This is a genomic window from Sphingomonas populi, from assembly GCF_004208535.1.
Lineage (GTDB): Bacteria > Pseudomonadota > Alphaproteobacteria > Sphingomonadales > Sphingomonadaceae > Sphingomonas > Sphingomonas populi.
The window spans coordinates 88,864-106,721 of record NZ_SGIS01000016.1; the positions used below are offsets into that span (position 1 = coordinate 88,864).

General features: G+C 61.4%; 25 protein-coding genes and 1 pseudogene. 4 read left to right on the forward strand and 22 right to left on the reverse strand.

The window, feature by feature from the left end; genetic code table 11:
* Window positions 1-62: 62 nt before the first annotated feature.
* From EWE75_RS12080 to EWE75_RS12120, 10 genes are all read right to left on the reverse strand, one after another.
* On the reverse strand, window positions 63-446 hold the full coding sequence (locus EWE75_RS12080; protein WP_130157754.1) for a hypothetical protein: 384 nt from the start codon (window positions 444-446) through the stop codon (window positions 63-65).
* On the reverse strand, window positions 439-879 hold the full coding sequence (locus tag EWE75_RS12085; RefSeq protein WP_130157756.1) for an HK97 gp10 family phage protein: 441 nt from the start codon (window positions 877-879) through the stop codon (window positions 439-441). The genes EWE75_RS12080 and EWE75_RS12085 overlap by 8 nt, the downstream gene beginning before the upstream one ends.
* A 59-nt stretch (window positions 880-938) precedes the next feature.
* On the reverse strand, window positions 939-1,289 hold the full coding sequence (locus tag EWE75_RS12090; RefSeq protein WP_130157759.1) for a head-tail adaptor protein: 351 nt from the start codon (window positions 1,287-1,289) through the stop codon (window positions 939-941).
* The gene (locus EWE75_RS12095) at window positions 1,289-1,588 is read right to left on the reverse strand and encodes a head-tail connector protein (protein WP_130157761.1); all 300 of its coding nucleotides are present in this window, start codon (window positions 1,586-1,588) and stop codon (window positions 1,289-1,291) included. Before EWE75_RS12095 ends, EWE75_RS12090 begins: the two co-directional genes overlap by 1 nt.
* A gap of 22 nt (window positions 1,589-1,610) precedes the next feature.
* Window positions 1,611-1,757 carry a hypothetical protein gene (locus EWE75_RS25045; protein WP_165388360.1) on the reverse strand — a complete coding sequence of 49 codons (147 nt, stop codon included), beginning with the start codon at window positions 1,755-1,757 and terminating at the stop codon, window positions 1,611-1,613.
* Window positions 1,758-1,847: 90 nt separating this feature from the next.
* Window positions 1,848-3,149 (reverse strand): phage major capsid protein, encoded by a 1,302-nt coding sequence (locus EWE75_RS12100; protein WP_130157763.1) that lies wholly within the window; start codon window positions 3,147-3,149, stop codon window positions 1,848-1,850.
* A 23-nt stretch (window positions 3,150-3,172) separates the two neighbouring features.
* Window positions 3,173-4,090 (reverse strand): S49 family peptidase, encoded by a 918-nt coding sequence (locus EWE75_RS12105; protein ID WP_165388361.1) that lies wholly within the window; start codon window positions 4,088-4,090, stop codon window positions 3,173-3,175.
* 8 nt (window positions 4,091-4,098) lie between these two features.
* Entirely contained in the window at window positions 4,099-5,394 is a 1,296-nt protein-coding gene (locus EWE75_RS12110) for a phage portal protein (RefSeq protein ID WP_130157767.1), read from the reverse strand.
* Between the two features lie 2 nt (window positions 5,395-5,396).
* Window positions 5,397-7,136, reverse strand: coding sequence for a terminase large subunit (locus tag EWE75_RS12115; protein WP_130157769.1), 1,740 nt, complete (start codon window positions 7,134-7,136; stop codon window positions 5,397-5,399).
* A gap of 69 nt (window positions 7,137-7,205) precedes the next feature.
* Window positions 7,206-7,589 carry a P27 family phage terminase small subunit gene (locus tag EWE75_RS12120; RefSeq protein WP_231708328.1) on the reverse strand — a complete coding sequence of 128 codons (384 nt, stop codon included), beginning with the start codon at window positions 7,587-7,589 and terminating at the stop codon, window positions 7,206-7,208.
* On the opposite strand from EWE75_RS12120, the gene EWE75_RS25555 reads away from it, so the two are divergent.
* Entirely contained in the window at window positions 7,588-7,752 is a 165-nt protein-coding gene (locus EWE75_RS25555) for a hypothetical protein (protein WP_231708329.1), read from the forward strand. The genes EWE75_RS12120 and EWE75_RS25555 overlap by 2 nt on opposite strands.
* 108 nt (window positions 7,753-7,860) lie before the next feature.
* On the opposite strand, the gene EWE75_RS12125 is transcribed toward EWE75_RS25555, so the two are convergent.
* The 8 genes from EWE75_RS12125 to EWE75_RS12160 form a co-directional block, all read right to left on the reverse strand.
* The gene (locus EWE75_RS12125) at window positions 7,861-8,184 is read right to left on the reverse strand and encodes an HNH endonuclease (RefSeq protein ID WP_130157773.1); all 324 of its coding nucleotides are present in this window, start codon (window positions 8,182-8,184) and stop codon (window positions 7,861-7,863) included.
* A 10-nt stretch (window positions 8,185-8,194) separates the two neighbouring features.
* A complete protein-coding gene (locus EWE75_RS12130; RefSeq protein WP_130157775.1) occupies window positions 8,195-8,431 on the reverse strand; it encodes a hypothetical protein in 237 nt (78 codons plus the stop codon).
* Between the two features lie 110 nt (window positions 8,432-8,541).
* The gene (locus EWE75_RS12135; RefSeq protein WP_130157777.1) at window positions 8,542-9,252 is read right to left on the reverse strand and encodes a hypothetical protein; all 711 of its coding nucleotides are present in this window, start codon (window positions 9,250-9,252) and stop codon (window positions 8,542-8,544) included.
* Complete coding sequence (locus EWE75_RS12140; RefSeq protein WP_130157779.1) at window positions 9,216-9,854, reverse strand: DUF3164 family protein; 639 nt, start codon at window positions 9,852-9,854, stop codon at window positions 9,216-9,218. The genes EWE75_RS12135 and EWE75_RS12140 overlap by 37 nt, the downstream gene beginning before the upstream one ends.
* Window positions 9,854-10,036 carry a hypothetical protein gene (locus tag EWE75_RS12145; RefSeq protein ID WP_130157781.1) on the reverse strand — a complete coding sequence of 61 codons (183 nt, stop codon included), beginning with the start codon at window positions 10,034-10,036 and terminating at the stop codon, window positions 9,854-9,856. Before EWE75_RS12145 ends, EWE75_RS12140 begins: the two co-directional genes overlap by 1 nt.
* A 446-nt stretch (window positions 10,037-10,482) precedes the next feature.
* The gene (locus tag EWE75_RS12150) at window positions 10,483-10,713 is read right to left on the reverse strand and encodes a BrnA antitoxin family protein (protein ID WP_130157783.1); all 231 of its coding nucleotides are present in this window, start codon (window positions 10,711-10,713) and stop codon (window positions 10,483-10,485) included.
* Window positions 10,700-10,975, reverse strand: a complete 276-nt coding sequence (locus EWE75_RS12155; protein WP_130157785.1) for a BrnT family toxin — start codon at window positions 10,973-10,975, stop codon at window positions 10,700-10,702. Before EWE75_RS12155 ends, EWE75_RS12150 begins: the two co-directional genes overlap by 14 nt.
* A gap of 292 nt (window positions 10,976-11,267) precedes the next feature.
* Window positions 11,268-13,142 carry an ATP-dependent nuclease gene (locus EWE75_RS12160; protein ID WP_130157787.1) on the reverse strand — a complete coding sequence of 625 codons (1,875 nt, stop codon included), beginning with the start codon at window positions 13,140-13,142 and terminating at the stop codon, window positions 11,268-11,270.
* 580 nt (window positions 13,143-13,722) lie between these two features.
* Between EWE75_RS12160 and EWE75_RS12165 the strand changes: the two genes are divergently transcribed.
* Together EWE75_RS12165 and EWE75_RS12170 are read left to right on the forward strand one after the other, a co-directional pair.
* Entirely contained in the window at window positions 13,723-14,352 is a 630-nt protein-coding gene (locus tag EWE75_RS12165) for a TonB family protein (protein ID WP_130157789.1), read from the forward strand.
* Window positions 14,353-14,574: 222 nt separating this feature from the next.
* Window positions 14,575-14,961 carry a hypothetical protein gene (locus EWE75_RS12170; RefSeq protein WP_130157791.1) on the forward strand — a complete coding sequence of 129 codons (387 nt, stop codon included), beginning with the start codon at window positions 14,575-14,577 and terminating at the stop codon, window positions 14,959-14,961.
* A gap of 236 nt (window positions 14,962-15,197) precedes the next feature.
* On the opposite strand, the gene EWE75_RS12175 is transcribed toward EWE75_RS12170, so the two are convergent.
* Window positions 15,198-15,974 (reverse strand): hypothetical protein, encoded by a 777-nt coding sequence (locus EWE75_RS12175; RefSeq protein ID WP_130157793.1) that lies wholly within the window; start codon window positions 15,972-15,974, stop codon window positions 15,198-15,200.
* A 67-nt stretch (window positions 15,975-16,041) separates the two neighbouring features.
* Window positions 16,042-16,446 (reverse strand): helix-turn-helix domain-containing protein, encoded by a 405-nt coding sequence (locus EWE75_RS12180; protein ID WP_130157795.1) that lies wholly within the window; start codon window positions 16,444-16,446, stop codon window positions 16,042-16,044.
* Between the two features lie 5 nt (window positions 16,447-16,451).
* Between EWE75_RS12180 and EWE75_RS12185 the strand changes: the two genes are divergently transcribed.
* Entirely contained in the window at window positions 16,452-16,739 is a 288-nt protein-coding gene (locus tag EWE75_RS12185) for a DNA-binding protein (protein ID WP_130157797.1), read from the forward strand.
* Window positions 16,740-16,859: 120 nt separating this feature from the next.
* Here the strand turns inward: EWE75_RS12185 and EWE75_RS12190 are convergent, their stop codons facing one another.
* Together EWE75_RS12190 and EWE75_RS25560 are read right to left on the reverse strand one after the other, a co-directional pair.
* Complete coding sequence (locus EWE75_RS12190; protein WP_130157799.1) at window positions 16,860-17,240, reverse strand: hypothetical protein; 381 nt, start codon at window positions 17,238-17,240, stop codon at window positions 16,860-16,862.
* Between the two features lie 457 nt (window positions 17,241-17,697).
* Window positions 17,698-17,858 (reverse strand): annotated as a pseudogene (locus EWE75_RS25560) (IS630 family transposase); the annotation flags it as partial.

Genomic DNA, 17,858 nt, shown 5'->3' on the forward strand with positions numbered 1-17,858 from the left:
AGAGCCTCCATGAAGATGGCCGGGCAATCAGCCGGGCCGAGGGATGAAAGAAGACCGGCCGATCAGGCCGGTGTGACGAAACCATCAAAGGTGCTGGTGCCGAAATACTGCGCCGGGCCGACTTGCCGCGCCTCACTGCCGGCGGAGATCATGGTGACCTCGTAGCCGTCGACGAGCAGCTTGCGGCCGTCGATCGCGACGCGGACCTCTTCCTGAAGATCGAGGATCGGCTGGCGCTGTTCCTGCCAGACCTCGGTCGTCACGGTCAGGCTGAGCCGCAGGGATCGCGAGCCCTTCCCGCCGATCGGGTCGCCGGAGAGCTCGGCGAGGATGACGATCGGCGCGGTCGTGCCATCGGGCACATCCTGAAACACCGGCGCCAGCGTCACGCCGGCGGAGAGCGCGTCGAAGATGCCGAGCTCGGCCGCCGCGATCGGGCTACTCATTGCCAGTATCCGCTATGCGCCGGAGCGCGCGGTCCCAAATGCCATTGAGGCGCCGAGCGAGGAAGCTGCGCAGGTTCGTCTCGGGGGTGTAGACGAAATGGTGCGGCTGACGGGCCTTCACGCGCAGCTGGTAGGTCGAGGCGATATCCTCAAAGCGCTTGCGGCGATGGCGAAGCCCGGAGCGGCCGACCTTCCGGCGCTGCACGGTCACAACTTGGGCGCGCCGGCCGCCTTCGACGATCCGGGCATAGAATAGCTTGCGGTTGAGTCGGACACCGATGAAACCGACGATCAGGCGCAACGTCTTCGGGTAGAATTTCCAGCCGAGACCGGCGATCAGCCGCCCGGTCTTCCCGCGCGGCGCGCGCGCGACCATCGCCCCTTCCAGTACCGGCGCGGCCTGCGTCAGCGTCGAGGCGATCTCGGCGCGCACAGCGTTCGGAGCGCGTTGGAGCAACCGCCGAACCGAGATCGCGCCGCGAACTTTCGACATCAGGCGGGTACCCCCGTTTCGGCGTGGATCAGCAGGGCCTCGCCGCGATTGTCGGGATCGGCGCAGGTGCGGATATCGAGCGCCTGGTCGACGCCGCCGCGCTTCTTCCAGATCAGGCGGTGCTGCGGGGTCACGTCCGAGCGGAACCGGAGCGTCACGCGGAAAAACTCGGTCTGCCGCTGGATGCCTTGCGCGAATGCCTCGCCGCCGCCCTTGATCGGCAGCACCTCGGCGAAGACCGGCGCGACGTCGACCCACTTCGAAACGAAGCCGGTGCCGGACTTGGTGCGATCGTTCCGCTGGATCACGACGCGCTCGCGCAGCCGCGTGGCGAGGGAGGCGCGCGCCATCAGCCGACGCTCACGACGATGTAATATTCGACCAGGAAGCGCACGCCGGCGATGTCCTCGAGCGGCGTGTCGCGGTTGTCGTAGAGCGCGGTCAGCACCAGCTTGACCGCATGAACAACATTCACTGGGACCGCGTCGGCGCTCGGCCAGCCGGTCGCGCCGATCAGGGCGTCCCGGCCGAGGTGGTTGGCGAGGCCCTGCTCGGCCGCCGCGATCAGCGCGTCGAGAGTGGTATCGGAAACCTCGTCGCCGATGCGCAGGTGCTCGCGCGCGACGGGGAGCGGGATCAGATCTGACATATCGCTCCCCGCCGGCGTAGAATCAGGCGTTCGGCTTGTCGGCCGGCTTCACCGCTTCGGCGAAACCCTGCTTGACCAGCGCGGCCTCGGTTTCCTTGTCGAAGCCGGCGATCTCGCCCTTGGTGTAGAGGGTGCCCTGCTGGCAGGGCTTCAGGAACTTAACGGCCATGTTCGGCTCTCCGGATGCGCAAAGGGCGCCACGCGGGCGCCCTTTGCGGTGGTGGTGGTGGTGACGGTGACGGCTAGGCCGTCAGGCGGTTCACGGCTTCCAGACGACCCCGGTGAGCACCGCGAAGGCGGCATCGTAGCGGAGCTCGGTGTCGTGCTCCTCGATCAGCCGGATCACCGTCTCGTCGTTCGAGAAGGCCGAGCGGATCGTGCCGTTGTCGTCGTAGGCCGCGCTGTCCGATGCAGCGAGCGTCACCTGATAGGTATCGCCGATCAGGAACTGCTCGAAGTCGCCGAAGTAGATCTCCGACTCATTGCTGCCGGCACCGAGATTGTCCGGCACCGAGGTGGTGACGTAGATCGGGTAGATGCCGAAACGGCCCTGCGCGACTTCCGGGAACGCCTTGTTGCCGTTCGCGTCGGTGATGTTCTCGAGGAACGACTGCGAGGTCGGCGACATGATGTACGCGCACTTCGACAGCGGCACGTTGGCGTTGACCACCTTGAGCTTCAGCCGCGCCATGTCCGAACGGACGGTGACGAGCGTCGGGTTGGCGGTCATGGTCAACACGTTGCCGGCCACGATCAGGCTGCGCAGGCCGGCCGGTGCGAGATCGCTGCCGGTACCGCGCAGGAACTGCTGGTCCTCCTTGATCGCAGCCGAGGTGACCAGGTCGTCGCGCACCATAGCGTCAACGCCGAACGCTGCGCGGCGCAGCAGCTGGTTGGTGATCGGCACCAAAGCACGCAGCGTCTTCGCGGACATGCTGAGCGAACCGACGGCGATGTCGGTCGTCGGCGCCGGCGTCCGCTCGCCGACATAGCCGGCGCTGGTCGTGCCGGTCTGCTTGCGCATGGTGATGTTGCCGTCCGGCATCGGCACCGATCGCGCGCCGGCGTTGCGGATCACGACCTTGGGCCGAAGCAAGCCGATGAAGTCCGCACTGTAGGCGGTGTCGACGAGGTAGCCGCCCTTGGTCGCGGTCGACTGCTCCATGTTGGCGACGATCTGGCCGGTCTGTTCGCCCCAGATCTGCTGGGCGTGGTCGGCCATCGCGCGCTGATCACGGCCTCCGGTCGCGGCAAGCGCGATCGCGATACGACCGACCATCGCGCCGGGTTCGGGCTTCTCGGCGACGGCCGCCGGCACGGTGCCGGGCTGCGTGGCGCCGGGCAGGACGACCGGAGTGGCGGCGCTGGCCTTCAGCGCGAGGACGCTTTCTTCGCGGGCGATCTTCGCCTGCAGATCCTTCGCCTCGATCGCCTTGGCGTCGAAGCTGGTCTGCTCCTCGGCGGTGAGGTCGCGATCGTTGTCGGTCGAGGCAGTCGCCAGGATGCCGTCCATCGATGCTACGACGGCCGCCAGGCTGGTCTTGAGCGCGGTGATGCGCATGGACACATTCTCCTTGGTGGGTTTCAGAGGGCCGCGCGTGCGTGCGCGAGCGTCAGGGTGTTCGCCGCGGCCGTCCGCCGGGGCGTTGCCGGGCCGGCCTTGGCAAGCCGGCTGATCGCCCCATCGAGACCATCCGGCTCGATGCGGTCGACCATGCCAGCCGCCTTGGCCGCCTTGCCGGTCAGGGTGCCGCCGGCTCCGAAGTCGCGTCGCACGACGGCCTCGGTCACGCCGCGACCCTTGGCCACGTTCGCGATGAAGACATCCTCGATCGCGTCGAGCATCTGGCGGATCTGCGCCTGCCCCTCCTCGGTCGAGAGGTCGGGGCGCTTGTTGGGCGCGTTGGAACTGGTGAGGTCCAGGTCGCGCCGGCCGTCGGCGTCGGGCTCGACCTGATACGACGTCGAGATCATCACGCCAATCGAGCCGACGACACCGGTCGGGTCGAGGCTCATGCCGCCGGCGGCCGAACTGCCGATCCAGTAAGCGGCCGAGCAGCACAGTCCGGTGACATGGACCGAAACCGGCTTTGGCGAGGTCGCGACCATGCGGGCAAAATCATTGACCTGGGCGACCGCGCCGCCCGGGCTGTCGATCACCATCAGGATGTTCTGCACGTCGGGCGAGGCGTTCAGCGCGCGGAGGTCGGCCGCTGCGACGTCGAGCGAGCTCGCTCCCGAAAACTCGGTCATGATGTTCGCGCGCGGGAACACCGGCCCCATCACTGGCAGCATCCCGACGCCGTCGCGCAGCATCGAGGTGCGAGTGGCCGGCGCGCGTGCGCCCATCTGCGCCACCGCCGAGATCTGGCGATCGGCGTGACCGTCGTTCTTCAGCGCCAGTACCGCGGGATCGTCGAGCACCCGCAGAGCGATCGCCTCGATCGCCTCGAGATAGCCGGGCATGATCGCCCAAGGCTGCGAGCGGATCGCAGCGAGCACGTGGTGCCTCATTGGTCTTCCTCTTTGCTGGGCGCTGGCGCGGGCGGCCGGTGATCGACCGGCTTCGCGGGTTGCTGGCCCTCGATCTGTGACCCGGACCCAACGCGGTATTCGTTGCCGCCCGGGCGATCGTTGATGTTCTCGCGCCGGCGGACCTCGTTGGGGTTCAGGATGCCCTTGTCGATCGCGATCTGGTACGCGGCATAACGGGTGGTGATGTCACCCTTCAGCATCGCCTCCGGCATCGCTTCGAAGAAGCAGCCCGGCTCGGCGAACTGGTGCGTCATGTACGAGGCCGCGCGCTCGAAATGGCCGAGCATGGTGTAGAGGTAGAGCTCGAGGCTCTGCTGCTCGATGTTCGAGAAGGTTGCCCGGGTCAGTTCGAACAGGACGTGCGGGGGAACACCGAACGCACGCGCCACTTCAACCACGCTGAAGCCGCGCGTCTCAACGAACTGCGACTCCTTGTTGTTGACGCTGAGAAACTCGACCTTCATCTCCTGGTCGAGCACGGCGGTCGCGCCGGCATTGCGCGGACCCGAGAACCGCTGCTGCCAGTCGTTGCGGATCTTCAGCTTCTCGTCGGCCGCGACCTTGCCCTTGGTGGTCAGTACGGTCGACGGCTGGGCGTTGTTATCCCAGAAGCGCGCTGCGAACTCGTTGGTGGACGCGGCCGCCTCGAACGTGTTGCCGAGCAGCTTCAGCCGGTCGAGTCCGCATAGCCCGTCACGGCTGAAGCCCGGCACGTAGAAGATATCGTTGCGCGACAGCCGCTCGCGCGAGCCGTCCGGCAGCTGCGCGTCATAAAACATCTCGAGGCCATCGACCTTGTCCCAATGATGCACTGGCGCGATCGCCGTCGGAAGCAGCCGCGATAGCGCCGAAGGGCGGTAGAGCGCGTCGCGGTGGATATACGAGCCAAACCGGCCGCACATCAGCAGGTCGCCGAGCATCAGCTCCTTGAGCAGAAAGGCCGGCTGGACCGCGTTCGCGCTGGTCAGGAAGATCTGCGCCTGAGGCGCGTCGTCGATCCGCTCCTTGCCGTCGCCGACCCGGCGGTAATAATGAAACGGCGTCATCGCGAACAGACCGCACAGCACCTCGAGCGCACGAAACACCGCCGGCACGCTGAGCGCGCGCGCCTCACACATCGGTTCGCGTCCGCCTGCTCGGCCGAGCAGATTGAACACGGTCATGCCGCCCGGGTCGTTCAGCCCATCGGCGCCGGCGACGATCGCGTCGGACGACGCGGCCGAGCTGCGCCAGCCGTCGATCGCCGCGCGAGCACGGTCCAACATTCCCATGCTCACATCCCTGTATATTCGAAGCCGTCGTCGTGGGTCGCCAGCGCCGCGCCGATCGCGGCGATCAGCGCGACCGGGTTGTCGATCTTGGCTTCGTTGCGCGGCTTGCGCGGGTAGACGTTATCCTTGGCGTCCTGCTGAGCGACGACGTTGCTCATTTCCCATTCCATCACCGGGCAACCGGCGTGGCGGATCAGTTCGGCCTTGGTCCAGGCGTCGAGCTCTTTCATCGGGTCCGAGAAATTGACGACGGTCGGCCGAACCTCGAGCATTTGTGCGCCCGACTTCATCAGGCGCGTGACCAGCATGGTAGCTTGGGCGGGATCATAGGCGACGTGAGCGACGTCGAGGATCTCGCGGAGCTCGCCGATCGTGATCTCGATCTCCTCGTAGTCGGTGATGTTGCCTTCGCTCACGTCGAGCAGGCCCTGCGCGTCCCAGCCCTGGTATGCGCTCACATCCTCAACCGCCTTGGTCGGCAGGAAATACCGGCCGAGCCGGATGTACGGGTCAGCCTTGGTCGGGCGGTCACCTTCCGGCAGGATCAGCACCTCGAGCGCGGCGATATCGACCTTGGAGGCAAGATCGAGGCTTAGGACCGCACGTCGACCGCGAAACTGCTCGATCGCGTCGGCGAAGCGCACCGGAATCGAGTCGCTCGCGCACCGCCGCCACGCCTCGATGTCGAAATAAGCCGCTTTCGCTGCGACCCATAGGTTGAGGTGCTTGGTCTTGAAGATCCCACGCTTGCGCGGGGTGGCGATCGCGTCGCGTTGCCGCGCCAGCAGATATTCGAGCCCGACCGAGACACCGATGCAAGGGTTCGCCTTGCGGAGCGCCGCTTCCGACTTCCAGTCATCCTCCTCGTCGATCGAGTACTCGGCGAAAAATGTGTCGTCTTCGAGCGGTGGGCCGCCATTGTGACCGATGCCGGCGAGCCGTTCGCGCTGCTCGAGGATCATCGCGTAACACGGGCCGGCGAGGTTCTCGCCGGCGGTGGTGATGAGCAGCTGCAACGGCTGGTCGCGCGCGCCCATGCCGGTGATCATCGTGTCGACCTGGGCGTCGTCGACGTGTTCGTGATACTCGTCGTGGATCGAGCAGCTGGGCGACTGGCCGTCGCCCGGGTCGCCGATGATCGTCTCCATCCGGGAGCCGTCGTCAGGGCGGTGCAGCTGCTTCGCCAGCACCTCGATGTTGTATTTTTCCTTCAGCCGCTTGAGCTTCTGGACCATCAGCCTGGCCGGCCGGAAAACCTCCCACGCCTGTTTCTCGTTGGTCGCGCCGGAATAGACCTCGGCGCCAAACTCGTTGTCGGCGCAGAGCATGTAGAGCGCGATGCCCGACGCGATCGCCGACTTGCCGTTCTTGCGCGGCACGACCAGCATCCACCGGCGAAACCGGCGCGTATCCTTCTGCGGCCCGGCCTTGTGGACCCAGCCGAACACGCACGCGATGTTCCAGATCTGCCACGGCTCGAGCACCAGGCGCTTTTTCTGGCGCGCCCAAGGGCCTTTGGTGTGCGGCAGGCGCTCGATGAACTGGCATGGCCGGCTGGCGCGGACGTCGTCGAAGCGGAACGGGAAGTCATCGTCGGCGCTGCGCACCAACTCCGTGATGAATCGCTCGCACTGGCGACGGATATGCTTGCCGGCCGGGATCTTCCCCGAGACGACGTCGCCGGCGTATTGCCGCGCGATCGCCGCGTGGTCACGCGCCGGCGCGCCCGGCGCGCTCGCCACGGCGATTAGACGATGAGCGGCTCAACGCCGCGATAGCTGCCGCGCTCGGTTGCGATCATGGCGGCCACCTCAGAAATCAAATTCGTCGCCGCTGCCCGGATCATCCTTCTTGCCGCCGGTGAGGCGGAGGAAGGCGGACGGGGTCAGCCCCAACTCGCCGAGGAGCGACTGCGATTGGCGCATCGCGTCCGACAGCATCGCCACTTCTGGCCGCGCGCGGATCATCGTCGTGACGACCTGTTGCCCATCGACTTTGCGAACTGTCGTGCTCTCGCAGGTGTCGCCGACCATTTCGAGCACCGCCTGCCAGCGCTGGATCTGCTCCTGCCGCTGGGCGAGGATCGCAACCAGTTGGCTGAACGACGGATCGGCCCGGCCTTGGTGCTCGAGGATCGCAGCGGTTTCGCGGAACAGCAGCTGCGCGAGATCCGACAGGTGCAGCGGCGGGGTCATGCAACTCGCCGGCGTCACTGGCAGCTTCGCACGTTCCGCTGCGGTCATCGCGAGCGCTGGATCCTTGCGCTTTCGACCGGCGCCGGGCCGCGATCCGCCGCTCGCCATCGGCCCTTCTCCCGGGGATCATTTTGGTTTTGATTTCGCCTGCGCGAAAATTTGACTGACGAGCGGTGTCCGGCCGGCCGGCCGCCAGAGATTTGACCCACCCCCCATCCCACATGGTGAAATTGGCGAAAAACGGCCATCTTTCTCACAATATGGGACGTTTTCAGCGATCCTGGCGGTCGCGCCGGGCGGCGGTGCGTTCCGCCGCGCTCTTCGCGTCATGGCAGGGGATGCAAAGCCCTTGCTTGTTGGAGCGGTCGTCCGTGCCGCCTTCGCTGAGCGGTTTGATGTGGTCGACGCGCGTGCTGGCGGTGGTGCGGCCGAGCTCGAGGCAGGCGCGACACAGCGGCTCCTCGGCGAGCACCTGCGCTCGATCACGCTGGCCGGCGCGTCCACGCTTACGCTTGTCGACGAAGGTCGACGCACGCTGCCAAGGGACACGGTCTTTCTGGCCTGGGCGACGAAGGGTAGGGGCCTGCGTGGGCATCAGCGTTGTTTCACCAACCGCAACGGTGCCCGTCAGCGCTGATCTCCAGCGGAGGATTGACCGGCCCGCGTGCGTTGCCCCGAACGACCGCGCGCACATCACCGGCCGCGTTCTCGGTATCGTCGTGCAGTGTCTGCCGAGCTGCAAGGCTTCGGGTCGGGGTGTCCCAGCGCTCGGCCAAGGCATACAGACGATCGGCGACGTCGCGCAGGCGTTCGCCTGGCGAGCGGGGTGTTGGTGCGGCCATCGCCACCTCCGAGACTGGATATGCTTACGACTTCCTCCGCGACACATCGCGTGGAAGTTAGAGCGGGCGCGCAAGGGTCGATGCCCCAGTTCGTCTTTCCCGGAAGCCGCTTAGGCGGCGGTGCTCTGAAGAGCTGCGTTGTCGTTTAGCGGGGCAGGGCATACTCGCCAACCCTCAATTTTCCATGAACGTGTGCCGAAGCGCACATGCGCATAGGGGCCGTCCGCTCGTTCGAACACGCCGCGGATGCCGACCAACGCCGGCATATCCGCCACCTCGACTTCCACGCCATCCCGAAGCGCGATCGGTGCGCGCCGCAACGCTGCCCGCCGATCGCGCTCGAGCTCCTGCTCGGCTCGCCGGCGCGCGCTGGCGGACTTGATCGCCGCAATGCGGATCTTTTCAGCCGCAGCGTGGCTTTCCGCCGCATGCATGGCGTTGATCGTAGCGGCTGCTTCGGCTTCCTCTTTTCGCAGCCCGGCGATCTCGCCTTCATGGATTTGCGGCACGCGGCCGTCGACGTTGAAGACGGAAAACGTCGGGTGCGCGGTGCGGTCCGAATTGGCGATCGTGGCCAATTCCGAGAGGAATTGCTCCTGAGCGAACACAAAGGTCGGTAAAATCGGGATCTGGCTCTCGATCGTCCGCTTTCCCGATGGCGTGTTTGCCCGAACGTAGCGGCGCAGCGTGCGCTCGGGCGTCCAGGCCTCGTAACCCGCCTCGTTGAGCGACCTTGACAGCGGCAGCGTATTGCCGGTGCTGGTCCGAAGGATGATCCAAGGCATCATGCCGAGGCCATATCCAGCGTAACGGATCGCCAAGGCGCATCGCCGGCGTCGCGACGCTGAAACCGCACGTAGGTTTTCGATCCGATAACCCGCATGCTTTCGCGGATCGCGTCCATAGCCCGTTGCCAGCGCAGATCCTCGATCTGCACGCGCAGCAGCATGAAGACCTCAGCCCGATTGATCGTGCCCTGCTGGTCGACCTGAAAGACGCGATTGACCAGGGCGCGCAACTCTACGCCGCCGGTGGCGGCCCATTCGCTCAGGCACTCGTCGATAAGCGTTTTCGCAGCCTGGATCTCGGGTCCAAACTCGATCTGGTCGGCGACCTGGACGAGAACGCGCTTGGTACCATCGAACGTCGTGAGGGTGATGTTGCCCTTGCTTCCGCCAATCTTCGCGCCGAATTCCTGTGCGATCAGCGCCTGGTGGGCGCTGACTTGCTCGAAAACCTCCCGCTTGAAGGCGGTGAGCATCTCCGAGAGACCGCCGGCGTCGCCCAGGAGCCCGCGCACCAACTCATCCATGAGCAGATCCGCCGGCTTGATCGCGGCGATCGGCACGAGCGCGCCCTTGGCGTCGCGGAGATACGGCAGGCCGCCAACGTCGATCGCAGCGGGGTGCTGGGCGCCGCTCATCAGTTGATCCCGGCCGCCAGCGCGCCAGCGCTCATGATCGAGCGAGCGTTGGTGAGTAGGATGCGGGCGGCGTTACCACGACTGACTTCGGTCAGCATCTCGGCGTACTGCGCTTTGGTAAGGACAACCTTCTCGCCGTCGATGGCGTCAAGGGCAGCTTTCGCGCGTGCGACGTCAATCATGAAACCCCCGAGCCTAATCTACGTCGGGGATATGGGCGAACGGAGGAATTGTCGGCAGGTGGCCAAATGTAGAGGGGCCGCCTTGGAGCGTCCCGAGAGGCGCGGCGTGTGTATAGCCGAGCAGGCCGAGCGCCTGCTGGATCGCATGCCGGCAGCGAACGACGTCGCGGATGGCGATCCCCCGACGTGAGGCGGGCGGCCGCTCTAGGTATCCTTCACGGACAAGCTGCTGAACGAACTGCGCCGCGCGCGATCGACACACCTCCGGCCGCATCGCGAGGCCAATCTCGGTGTAAGATGGCGCGGTACCGGATCGTGAGATCCGCTCGACGATGTAGGCCAGCGCTTCCACCCTACGGAGCGGAGCTGGAGCGTCCCCCTTCATGCCCGAGATATAACACTGCTTTCGACTCGCCGCTACGTTTGCACGTTTAGCCGCGTAATCGCTAGATTTGCCCGGCCTCCACCATTTTGCCGAGCAGAGCGTTCACGCGGGTCTGCCATCCAGGGCCGCTATCGCGCAAATGCTCCACCGTCTTCGCATCGAGACGGATCTTCACCTCAACCTTCGGGGCATCCAACTTCGGGCGCCCACGCCGCGACGGCTTCATTCCGGCCATAAATGCCGCGTCCAGCGGTGGGTTGTCATCGTGAATCTCGGGATCAAACGTGGCCATGATAGAACCTCACTTCGTGCTTTTCCGCCGGACGCAGGCTGATCGCGCGGATGCTGTCGTCATCGGAACCCTCGGTGAAGACCAGCACATGCAGGCGGTCGCCGATCAGCCCGATGGCGACGAACCTGACCTCTCCGTAATCGAAGCGGTCATCCTCACGCTCGAACGCCGTGTCCCAATCGAACCCGATCGCAGCCTGCAACGACACGCCATGTTTGGCGATATTCGCAGCATCCTTGGCTGGATCGAACTCGATTTCCATTGCAATATCCGTACACCCATTAAAGCGATTTTACAACGGCTTTTGTACACCCATAAATCTGCGGGGCATCGCTCGGCGGCGAGACGCGGCGGAGAACCCCTCCGCCGCTTCTCTTTCAGCCCTTTGTAACGCATTAGCTAGGGCATTCCTCATAGCTGCACCACAGCTCTACCCTCCCGACGGTTTCCCTAGTTATTGAAAACGCATTGATCGCTCGTAGATTTGGAGTTTAGGCTAGCAACAGAAAATCTTGCACTAAAAAATAAATACATTGCAACCCGCGCTCAATTCATCACTGTAGAGCTAAGCGTCTCTCGATTTCCTTTAGAATATCCAAAAATAAACTATCAGTTTGTGGCATCGGACTAGGTGTCGCCAATCCAGATTGTATAGCTTGGAAGAATGTGTAGTATTGTTCCTTATAGATTTTGTTACCGCTTGAGAATCCAGAGTTTCTGACGGCAGAACGAACATCTTCCTGAAATATTCCCTCAAACTCCTTTCCTTTAAGAGTGGAATTTATTTCGTCTAATGTAACAACCTGGTTGTCGCTAAGCATAAGTACGTCTTTATATTTTGCCTTTTCTTTGCGGCCCGCATCATCATCGTCCAATAGTACAATAAATTTCATGTCCCAACCTCTCATAATTGAGACGAGCGCGCTTAGGCCGCCTGCTCCGACGGCAGGCAAAACCCTGAAGTCGGCACCTTTATTGTGTTGTTTCACTAAGTACTGAAAAGGGTAATAATCGTACTTACCCTCGAGAATTATAACTCGACCGGCAATATCTAAGCCACTTGAACTCTGATCAAGCACATCGAGAATCGGTTGATAGTAAGTGGTTTTTGATGGATGCGAAGAAACAAAAGCTTTATACTTCTCTGCAATAATTTTCACTCGAGCATCTACTCTACTGATACCAGTTTCATCTCCCTCTGAATCAATGGCTGAATTCGAAACAATATAAGCCTGCTCAAGCCAAAGCGGATTTATAAGATAATGACTATGTGTAGAGTATATAATTACGTGATTAGGATCTGCTATCTTTTGAAAGCTCGTTAAAAGTCTCTCTTGAGCTTTGGGATGTAAATGAGAAGCGGGTTCATCGAAAAGGAAGATAATTTTTCTTCCATCGGATCTTGCTCCTTGGAACTGCGTAAAAAGCAAAAACGAGAAAAACCAACGAAATCCAACGCTACGTTCAGAAATATAGAAACGATGATCCCCAGCTATAATATAGAATTCTAAGTATACGTGATTGTCTTGGCTTTCATCTAAATGCCACTCAATTACAATTTGCCGATTTTTAATCGGCTTTTTGAATATCTCGCCCCAGGCGCCAAATACAACAAAATTTAGCTCCGCCGCGAGCGCCTGTACAGTCGCATCGATCTGCCGCCCTTCGTTTGATGAGCGAAGTGCAGAGCTGAATGTTTCGCCAGGAGTTCTGTGTTTGTTCACGCGATCTATTATATGTTTGTCAATATTCAGCGGAGCTGACAAGCCATTAAGTGCATCTTTAACAATAGACCTATAGTAGTTGTCCACCGCTCCGTAGTCACCTTCAAGGTAAACTCGTTTAGGAAAATTAACGAGAAACGTCGGAAAATATACAGATCTGGGGATTAAAGTCTTTATGTGAGAAAGGCATTTAACCCAAGTTTGACGAGAAACATCATGAAGCGGAGATACCTTTATACCGGTCGGTTTTTTAACTCTTGGAGTAAATGACCAAGTGAAACTTGAAGATTTATAGTTGCTATCTTCAAAGGAATACGATTTTGTTATGGTAATAGTGCTATGTATAGCTCCGTCTACCACAAAACCTGCCTCTTTAATAATCTTTGTCACAGAAGATGTGTAATCGGGCGAATCGCTAAAATCGATCGTCACGTCGATCTCGAAATTTCCGGTAAAGCCGGCGCTATGGTGCTTCGGTACGACGTCATGCATGTCGATGTTTGTGCTAGTAGCGGTCAAAAGATCTGCAGTGTCCGGATCTTGAAGAACGGACAGGGCTATCGCCTCTATTATAGAGGTTTTCCCGCTCTCATTAAGGCCGACCAAGGTCACGAATCTTCCGGGCGATTTTCCGCCTTCGACGGTCAAAAGGATATTATCAATGCCCTTGAAGTTTTTGATGCGAACACTGATTAATTTTGCCATTTTCGAATCCTTAGCTGGTCAGATGCTTTTTTGAGGACGTGACATTCTACCTACAGTTAAGCGATTGACCATCCGCGATTCACCTCGGTATTGGTGACGGGTAGCGGGCATGGATCGGAGCAATCCCTTCCACGGCGCACTCGTGGCTAAGTTGGTTAGACGGCGGAGATGCCCTCCGCCGCGCTTCGGCATTCCTGCGGGATTTCCGCCGCGCATCGGGCGGGCGCGTCGCCGTCGTACCCCCGGGTTACCCCACCTGCGCTGCGGCATCATGCACGCGAATGTCTGAAGGTGGTGGAGCGCGGACGAGCAGGTTGCGAACGGAAGCGAAGGATCGCTCTTGGCGAGAATGCGGCCTGAGCGCACCTTTACCTCATAATTGCCTTGTCAATTCGCTCACAGTTGAACGTGGATGCGCTCCTGCTGTTCATCGGAGTGCCGCGCTCAAATCGTCCACGCGAAACTCGCGACGCGCACTCGCCATGGGTGATGGGTGAACTTGCTGCCGCTTGGCAATGCGGCTACTCTGGAACGCATTAAAGTCTGAAGTGCGAAAAGACGATACTGGGGAGGGGAAAGAATGCTGATCGCGGCTCTTGCGATGCTATCTGCTGCCACTAGTGCCGCTGAACATGTGAAATTAGCGCGAGTTTTTTTAGTGGTACCCCCGAAGTACCCAAAGGCGGGACTGAGCCCAAACAGCAACAATTCTACACGAGCAAAGATAACCATCTCACCTGACGGTAAAGTTGTACGATGTGATATTGTCCGAGAGAGCGGTGATGCGTATCTTGATCATTATGCATGCGATTACTTCAGAAGAGCCAGGGCGACTCCCGCAAAGAGTCGCACAGGCCAAAAAAGCTTTGGTACGATTGCACAAGAATTTTCCGCTTTAGGAGGTAACGATCCAAACAGACCGCCCATAGCTGACGTGACACTCGCAGTCTCTCACATGCCGACAAAAGATAAATCTTCCGAGTATCATTTTGTTGCCGTATCAGTGGACGAGGCCGGTAATGCTACGGATTGCGACACGCTCTCCGATGTCAGCGATCAGCTTGACACCACCCTATGCAAATTTGCGATGAAGCAACTTACGTTCAAGCCGGCTCTTGACGTTAGTGGGAAGCCGGTTCCGTCCATTCAAAGCTTCGTTGCGCTGTTTACGGGGCCAGATGTCCCCGCTGTGATTAAGGAAAGGCGGTAACGTCGCACCGGGTCAAGCGGAGCGCCGCTCAATGTCCACACATGGTCGATTTTCGCCCGCCCGCTTTTCCGACCGATAGCTGCCGGTCGGCTTTGAGGCAACCCGCGCGGGATCGAGGCCGGAACGGCGATAGATGGTGGAAAGCCGACCTTGGCACTGGCATCGCACCCGGCTAGGTTAGGACACTGCAAACGGGGGCTGCGATCGATGGGACGTGCAATATTGACCGCCAGTGCACTCATCCTCATCGTTCTTGGAACTATCGGCCTGTTCGGTGCTGATGAACTCGCCCATTCTCTCCTAGGCGGTGCCGGCGCGGGTGAGGCGGTGATACAGGTCGCGGCTGGCGGTCTGCTCGGATTTGCCGTTGTGAACTGGATGTCTCGTGGCAACCGGATCGGGGGTATTTACATGCGCCCGCTCGCCCTTGGTAATCTGCTTTTGTTTACCGTGGCGGGCCTCTCCGTTGGGAAAGCGCTTCGCTCGGGGGAACTGCCGGCAGTTACAATTGCTCCCGCACTGGCGTTTTGCGGGCTTGCGCTGGCGTTTGGCTGGTTGGCGTTCGGTCACGACCCGCTCCCCCGTCAGGGAGCTTCGGATGGTGCGTAAAGGTCCGCAATTGGGCGGGAGCCGCCGGGCCGCTTTTCTCCCCGCCTGCGGAAGGGCCGCTTTCAAGCCGCCTGACGTTGCCGGTGCCTAACGCGGCAGGGGAGCCCTCCGCCGCGACAGCGTGCAAACGGCGGGGGTACGCGCCGGGCGACCCCTGGCGCTCACACGCTTACCCCCGCGTTACCCCCGGATCCGACGGCGCTGGCTGATATGCGCATACGCAAAGCATCGTTTGGTCAAGCGTGACTGCCGGCTTGATCAGCAAGGAAGCTGTCGAGTTCCAACGCCCACCCGCTCTCCGCGTCACAGATCACACCGTCGGCGCAGATCAGGTCGCGAACCGCATTACGTAAGATCGCCGCCGACGACTTGTTCCCGACATATCGTTCCAGCGCCCGGAAAAAGTCCCCTGAGGTGGGCGAAAGGCGCTGCGCGTGGTTGATGATATCGACGACCGGCGGATCGCCCTCCCATTCCTTCCGCATCCACATCGAGCAGATGAAGGCCTCGATCGACTCCGTCTCAAGCGGGTGCCACACGCCGTCGCATCGCGCCATGAAGGCGAGAACCGTCAAACCGGCAACCAGGTGTGACTTTCGCGCGGGTGTGAGGCCCCATGTTGCCGCAGGCGCGCGTTTGGTCGTTGGCGCATACCGGTTGAAATACGAGCCGTCACCGAGGATCTCCCCCGTGACCGCGTCGGCAACGCTTCCAATACGATCGCAGCGAAACTGCCGGTATCCGCTCGCAACATGGCAGATCGCGCCGACGTAGCCATTCTCCCCGATTATGTCGAAGCGTCGGCATGTAATCAGGCGGATTTCGCCTTGGTAATCGATAATGCACACAAAGGCGGTGATCGGCTGATCGTCTTCATCGTCGATGTCGGTCGCGATGGCGGACGCTTCATCCACAAGGTCGTAGGTAAGCACGATACCCGCGGGTACCTTCGGCAAAGCGCTTGTTACGCCCGCCCGCTTCGTCATCAAGGCATCCACGGCGCTGATGTTCATACCGCCCCCCGGCTTCTACCGCGTTCACGGCAATAGAACACAGCATTTGTTGCAGACTGTTGCAAGGTCAGGCGTTGATTTTGGTGGCGAGTGCGCGACTCAAGCTGTGCGCGTGATCAACAATCGCCTCTCGAACAGGCTCCGGTAGTTCTAGGCAGGCTTCCAACAGCCTTTTCGAGCTATCATCCAACGACTCGGCGCTTCGTTCAGCCGTCAGGAGATAGCGGACATCCACACCCGCATTAGCAAGCGCCGATAAGTAGTGGAAAGTGGGGGATGTTCCCCCAGCCTCATATCGATTTTGCGAGTTCGTGACGACACCCCCCAGAGCGGCGAATTCCGCTTGGGTAAGGCCTTTCGCCTTGCGAACAGCTCGCAAGCGAGTGCCAAAATCGACAAGATCTGTGTTTTTCTCTTGACGACTCACAACATCTTCAACATTTACAGTGCGCGTTACAACAAAACGGCACATTGCACATGTCCGCGCCCCGAGTCCCGATCGAAGCAATAAAGGAGCGCGCTCTGGCTGCGCGCTACCGCTTCGAGGCGTCGGGCACCAACATCAGCGAATGGGCGCGCGAGCGCGGCTTCTCGATCAGCCTCGTGCAGTCGGTGCTGGCCGGCAACCGGGCATGCCGGCGCGGCGAATCGCACGCGATCGCCGTGGCGCTCGGCATCAAGCCGCAAGTCGCGCCGCCCGGCCCACTGCCAATTGTCGATGCAGGGCCGCGTCATGGCTTCGGCGACATGGAGCCGGCTCAGTGAGCGCGCCTTTCACGCCCGAACAGGAAGCCCGCCTCCGTGAGATCGCCCGCGAAGTGGTGGCCGAGGCCGCATCGTCCTGCAATGCCGATCAGGCGTCGTCCGTTGCACTCGAAGCCCCGGCTATAGCTGCTGAGCAGCAGCAGCGCCGGTGCCCTCCGGATTTCGGGCGCGGCGCATGAGCGATTCCCAATCTGTAAATTTGATGAGCCGCTGGACCATCGGAGCTTCGACCAGATCTTCGGCGTCCTCACTCTTCGCAAGATGCGCCGCTTCTGCTTCCAATACCGCCTTAACAGCGGTGATGAAATCTGGTCCCAAATGCGCGCCAGCGACATACAGCATTGCCTGCGCCAGGCGGTATGCCCAAACCCCGCTTTCGCCGGGGCTGTATATATTGCGATCTTCCAGTTCCTCGATCGTCTTGGCGTCGAAGCCGAGTGCAACGAGTTCCTGCCGCTTTTCATCCGAAAGCGGGCGCCAGCCAAAGGGTTTCTCAGCCACCATTTCACCTCTTCGTGTTGATCTCGACAATCACACGATAGCCGGATGGGGTCGGGCGTCCAGCCCGGCCCCTGAAGGCCGCATCCTTTCATCACCATGTCTTTCCCCTTTCGGCCGCTTGCAGACCGGCCGATTCCCCAGCCAGGCGGAGCGCAGGCGATGGCGCCCGACCCAGCGGGAGCTCCTTGGGTGTCTGCCGTACCCGCGTGCCGGCGGCATCGATCGACCTCCTCCCCGGTCGGTGCCGCCAATTGCGGTTACGCCGCGCTGCGCGATCCGTCGCTGCGGATCGCAGGCGAATTTCCGTATTCCGTGCTCTGCCGCCATGCGGGCGGCGAGCGGCGCCGGCGGGCTGGACCCTTGTCCGCCGGCGTCGTCCCTGTCGGTACGCGCAGTATGACGAAGGCGCGCCCGATCTTCGAAGACGCGCTGCTGCGGGTGCTAGAGCATTTTTCGATCAAAAAGCATCATATCCGCAGTGAGCGAAGTAGTTTTTGCACTCTGCGGGGGTGAATTCGTCGATAGATTGGCCGATAATGCGCCAGAGGTCATCAACCGTTCTGGCGGCGGCTTTGCGTAGCAAGGTCTTGAGTTTCGAGAAGGCGTTTTCGATCGGGT

Bases quoted from the DNA above. Each gene is read 5' to 3' on its own strand.
- EWE75_RS12185 (WP_130157797.1), top strand. From the start codon at position 16,452: ATGTCCGCGCCCCGAGTCCCGATCGAAGCAATAAAGGAGCGCGCTCTG.
- EWE75_RS12095 (WP_130157761.1), bottom strand. From the start codon at position 1,588: ATGTCAGATCTGATCCCGCTCCCCGTCGCGCGCGAGCACCTGCGCATC.
- EWE75_RS12175 (WP_130157793.1), bottom strand. From the start codon at position 15,974: ATGAACATCAGCGCCGTGGATGCCTTGATGACGAAGCGGGCGGGCGTA.
- EWE75_RS25555 (WP_231708329.1), top strand. From the start codon at position 7,588: ATGCAACTCGCCGGCGTCACTGGCAGCTTCGCACGTTCCGCTGCGGTC.
- EWE75_RS12140 (WP_130157779.1), bottom strand. From the start codon at position 9,854: ATGAGCGGCGCCCAGCACCCCGCTGCGATCGACGTTGGCGGCCTGCCG.
- EWE75_RS12155 (WP_130157785.1), bottom strand. From the start codon at position 10,975: ATGGAAATCGAGTTCGATCCAGCCAAGGATGCTGCGAATATCGCCAAA.
- EWE75_RS12165 (WP_130157789.1), top strand. From the start codon at position 13,723: ATGCTGATCGCGGCTCTTGCGATGCTATCTGCTGCCACTAGTGCCGCT.
- EWE75_RS12080 (WP_130157754.1), bottom strand. From the start codon at position 446: ATGAGTAGCCCGATCGCGGCGGCCGAGCTCGGCATCTTCGACGCGCTC.
- EWE75_RS12150 (WP_130157783.1), bottom strand. From the start codon at position 10,713: ATGGCCACGTTTGATCCCGAGATTCACGATGACAACCCACCGCTGGAC.
- EWE75_RS12110 (WP_130157767.1), bottom strand. From the start codon at position 5,394: ATGGGAATGTTGGACCGTGCTCGCGCGGCGATCGACGGCTGGCGCAGC.
- EWE75_RS12120 (WP_231708328.1), bottom strand. From the start codon at position 7,589: ATGACCCCGCCGCTGCACCTGTCGGATCTCGCGCAGCTGCTGTTCCGC.
- EWE75_RS12145 (WP_130157781.1), bottom strand. From the start codon at position 10,036: ATGATTGACGTCGCACGCGCGAAAGCTGCCCTTGACGCCATCGACGGC.
- EWE75_RS12180 (WP_130157795.1), bottom strand. From the start codon at position 16,446: ATGTGCCGTTTTGTTGTAACGCGCACTGTAAATGTTGAAGATGTTGTG.
- EWE75_RS12160 (WP_130157787.1), bottom strand. From the start codon at position 13,142: ATGGCAAAATTAATCAGTGTTCGCATCAAAAACTTCAAGGGCATTGAT.
- EWE75_RS12100 (WP_130157763.1), bottom strand. From the start codon at position 3,149: ATGCGCATCACCGCGCTCAAGACCAGCCTGGCGGCCGTCGTAGCATCG.
- EWE75_RS12125 (WP_130157773.1), bottom strand. From the start codon at position 8,184: ATGCCCACGCAGGCCCCTACCCTTCGTCGCCCAGGCCAGAAAGACCGT.
- EWE75_RS12130 (WP_130157775.1), bottom strand. From the start codon at position 8,431: ATGGCCGCACCAACACCCCGCTCGCCAGGCGAACGCCTGCGCGACGTC.
- EWE75_RS12090 (WP_130157759.1), bottom strand. From the start codon at position 1,289: ATGGCGCGCGCCTCCCTCGCCACGCGGCTGCGCGAGCGCGTCGTGATC.
- EWE75_RS25045 (WP_165388360.1), bottom strand. From the start codon at position 1,757: ATGGCCGTTAAGTTCCTGAAGCCCTGCCAGCAGGGCACCCTCTACACC.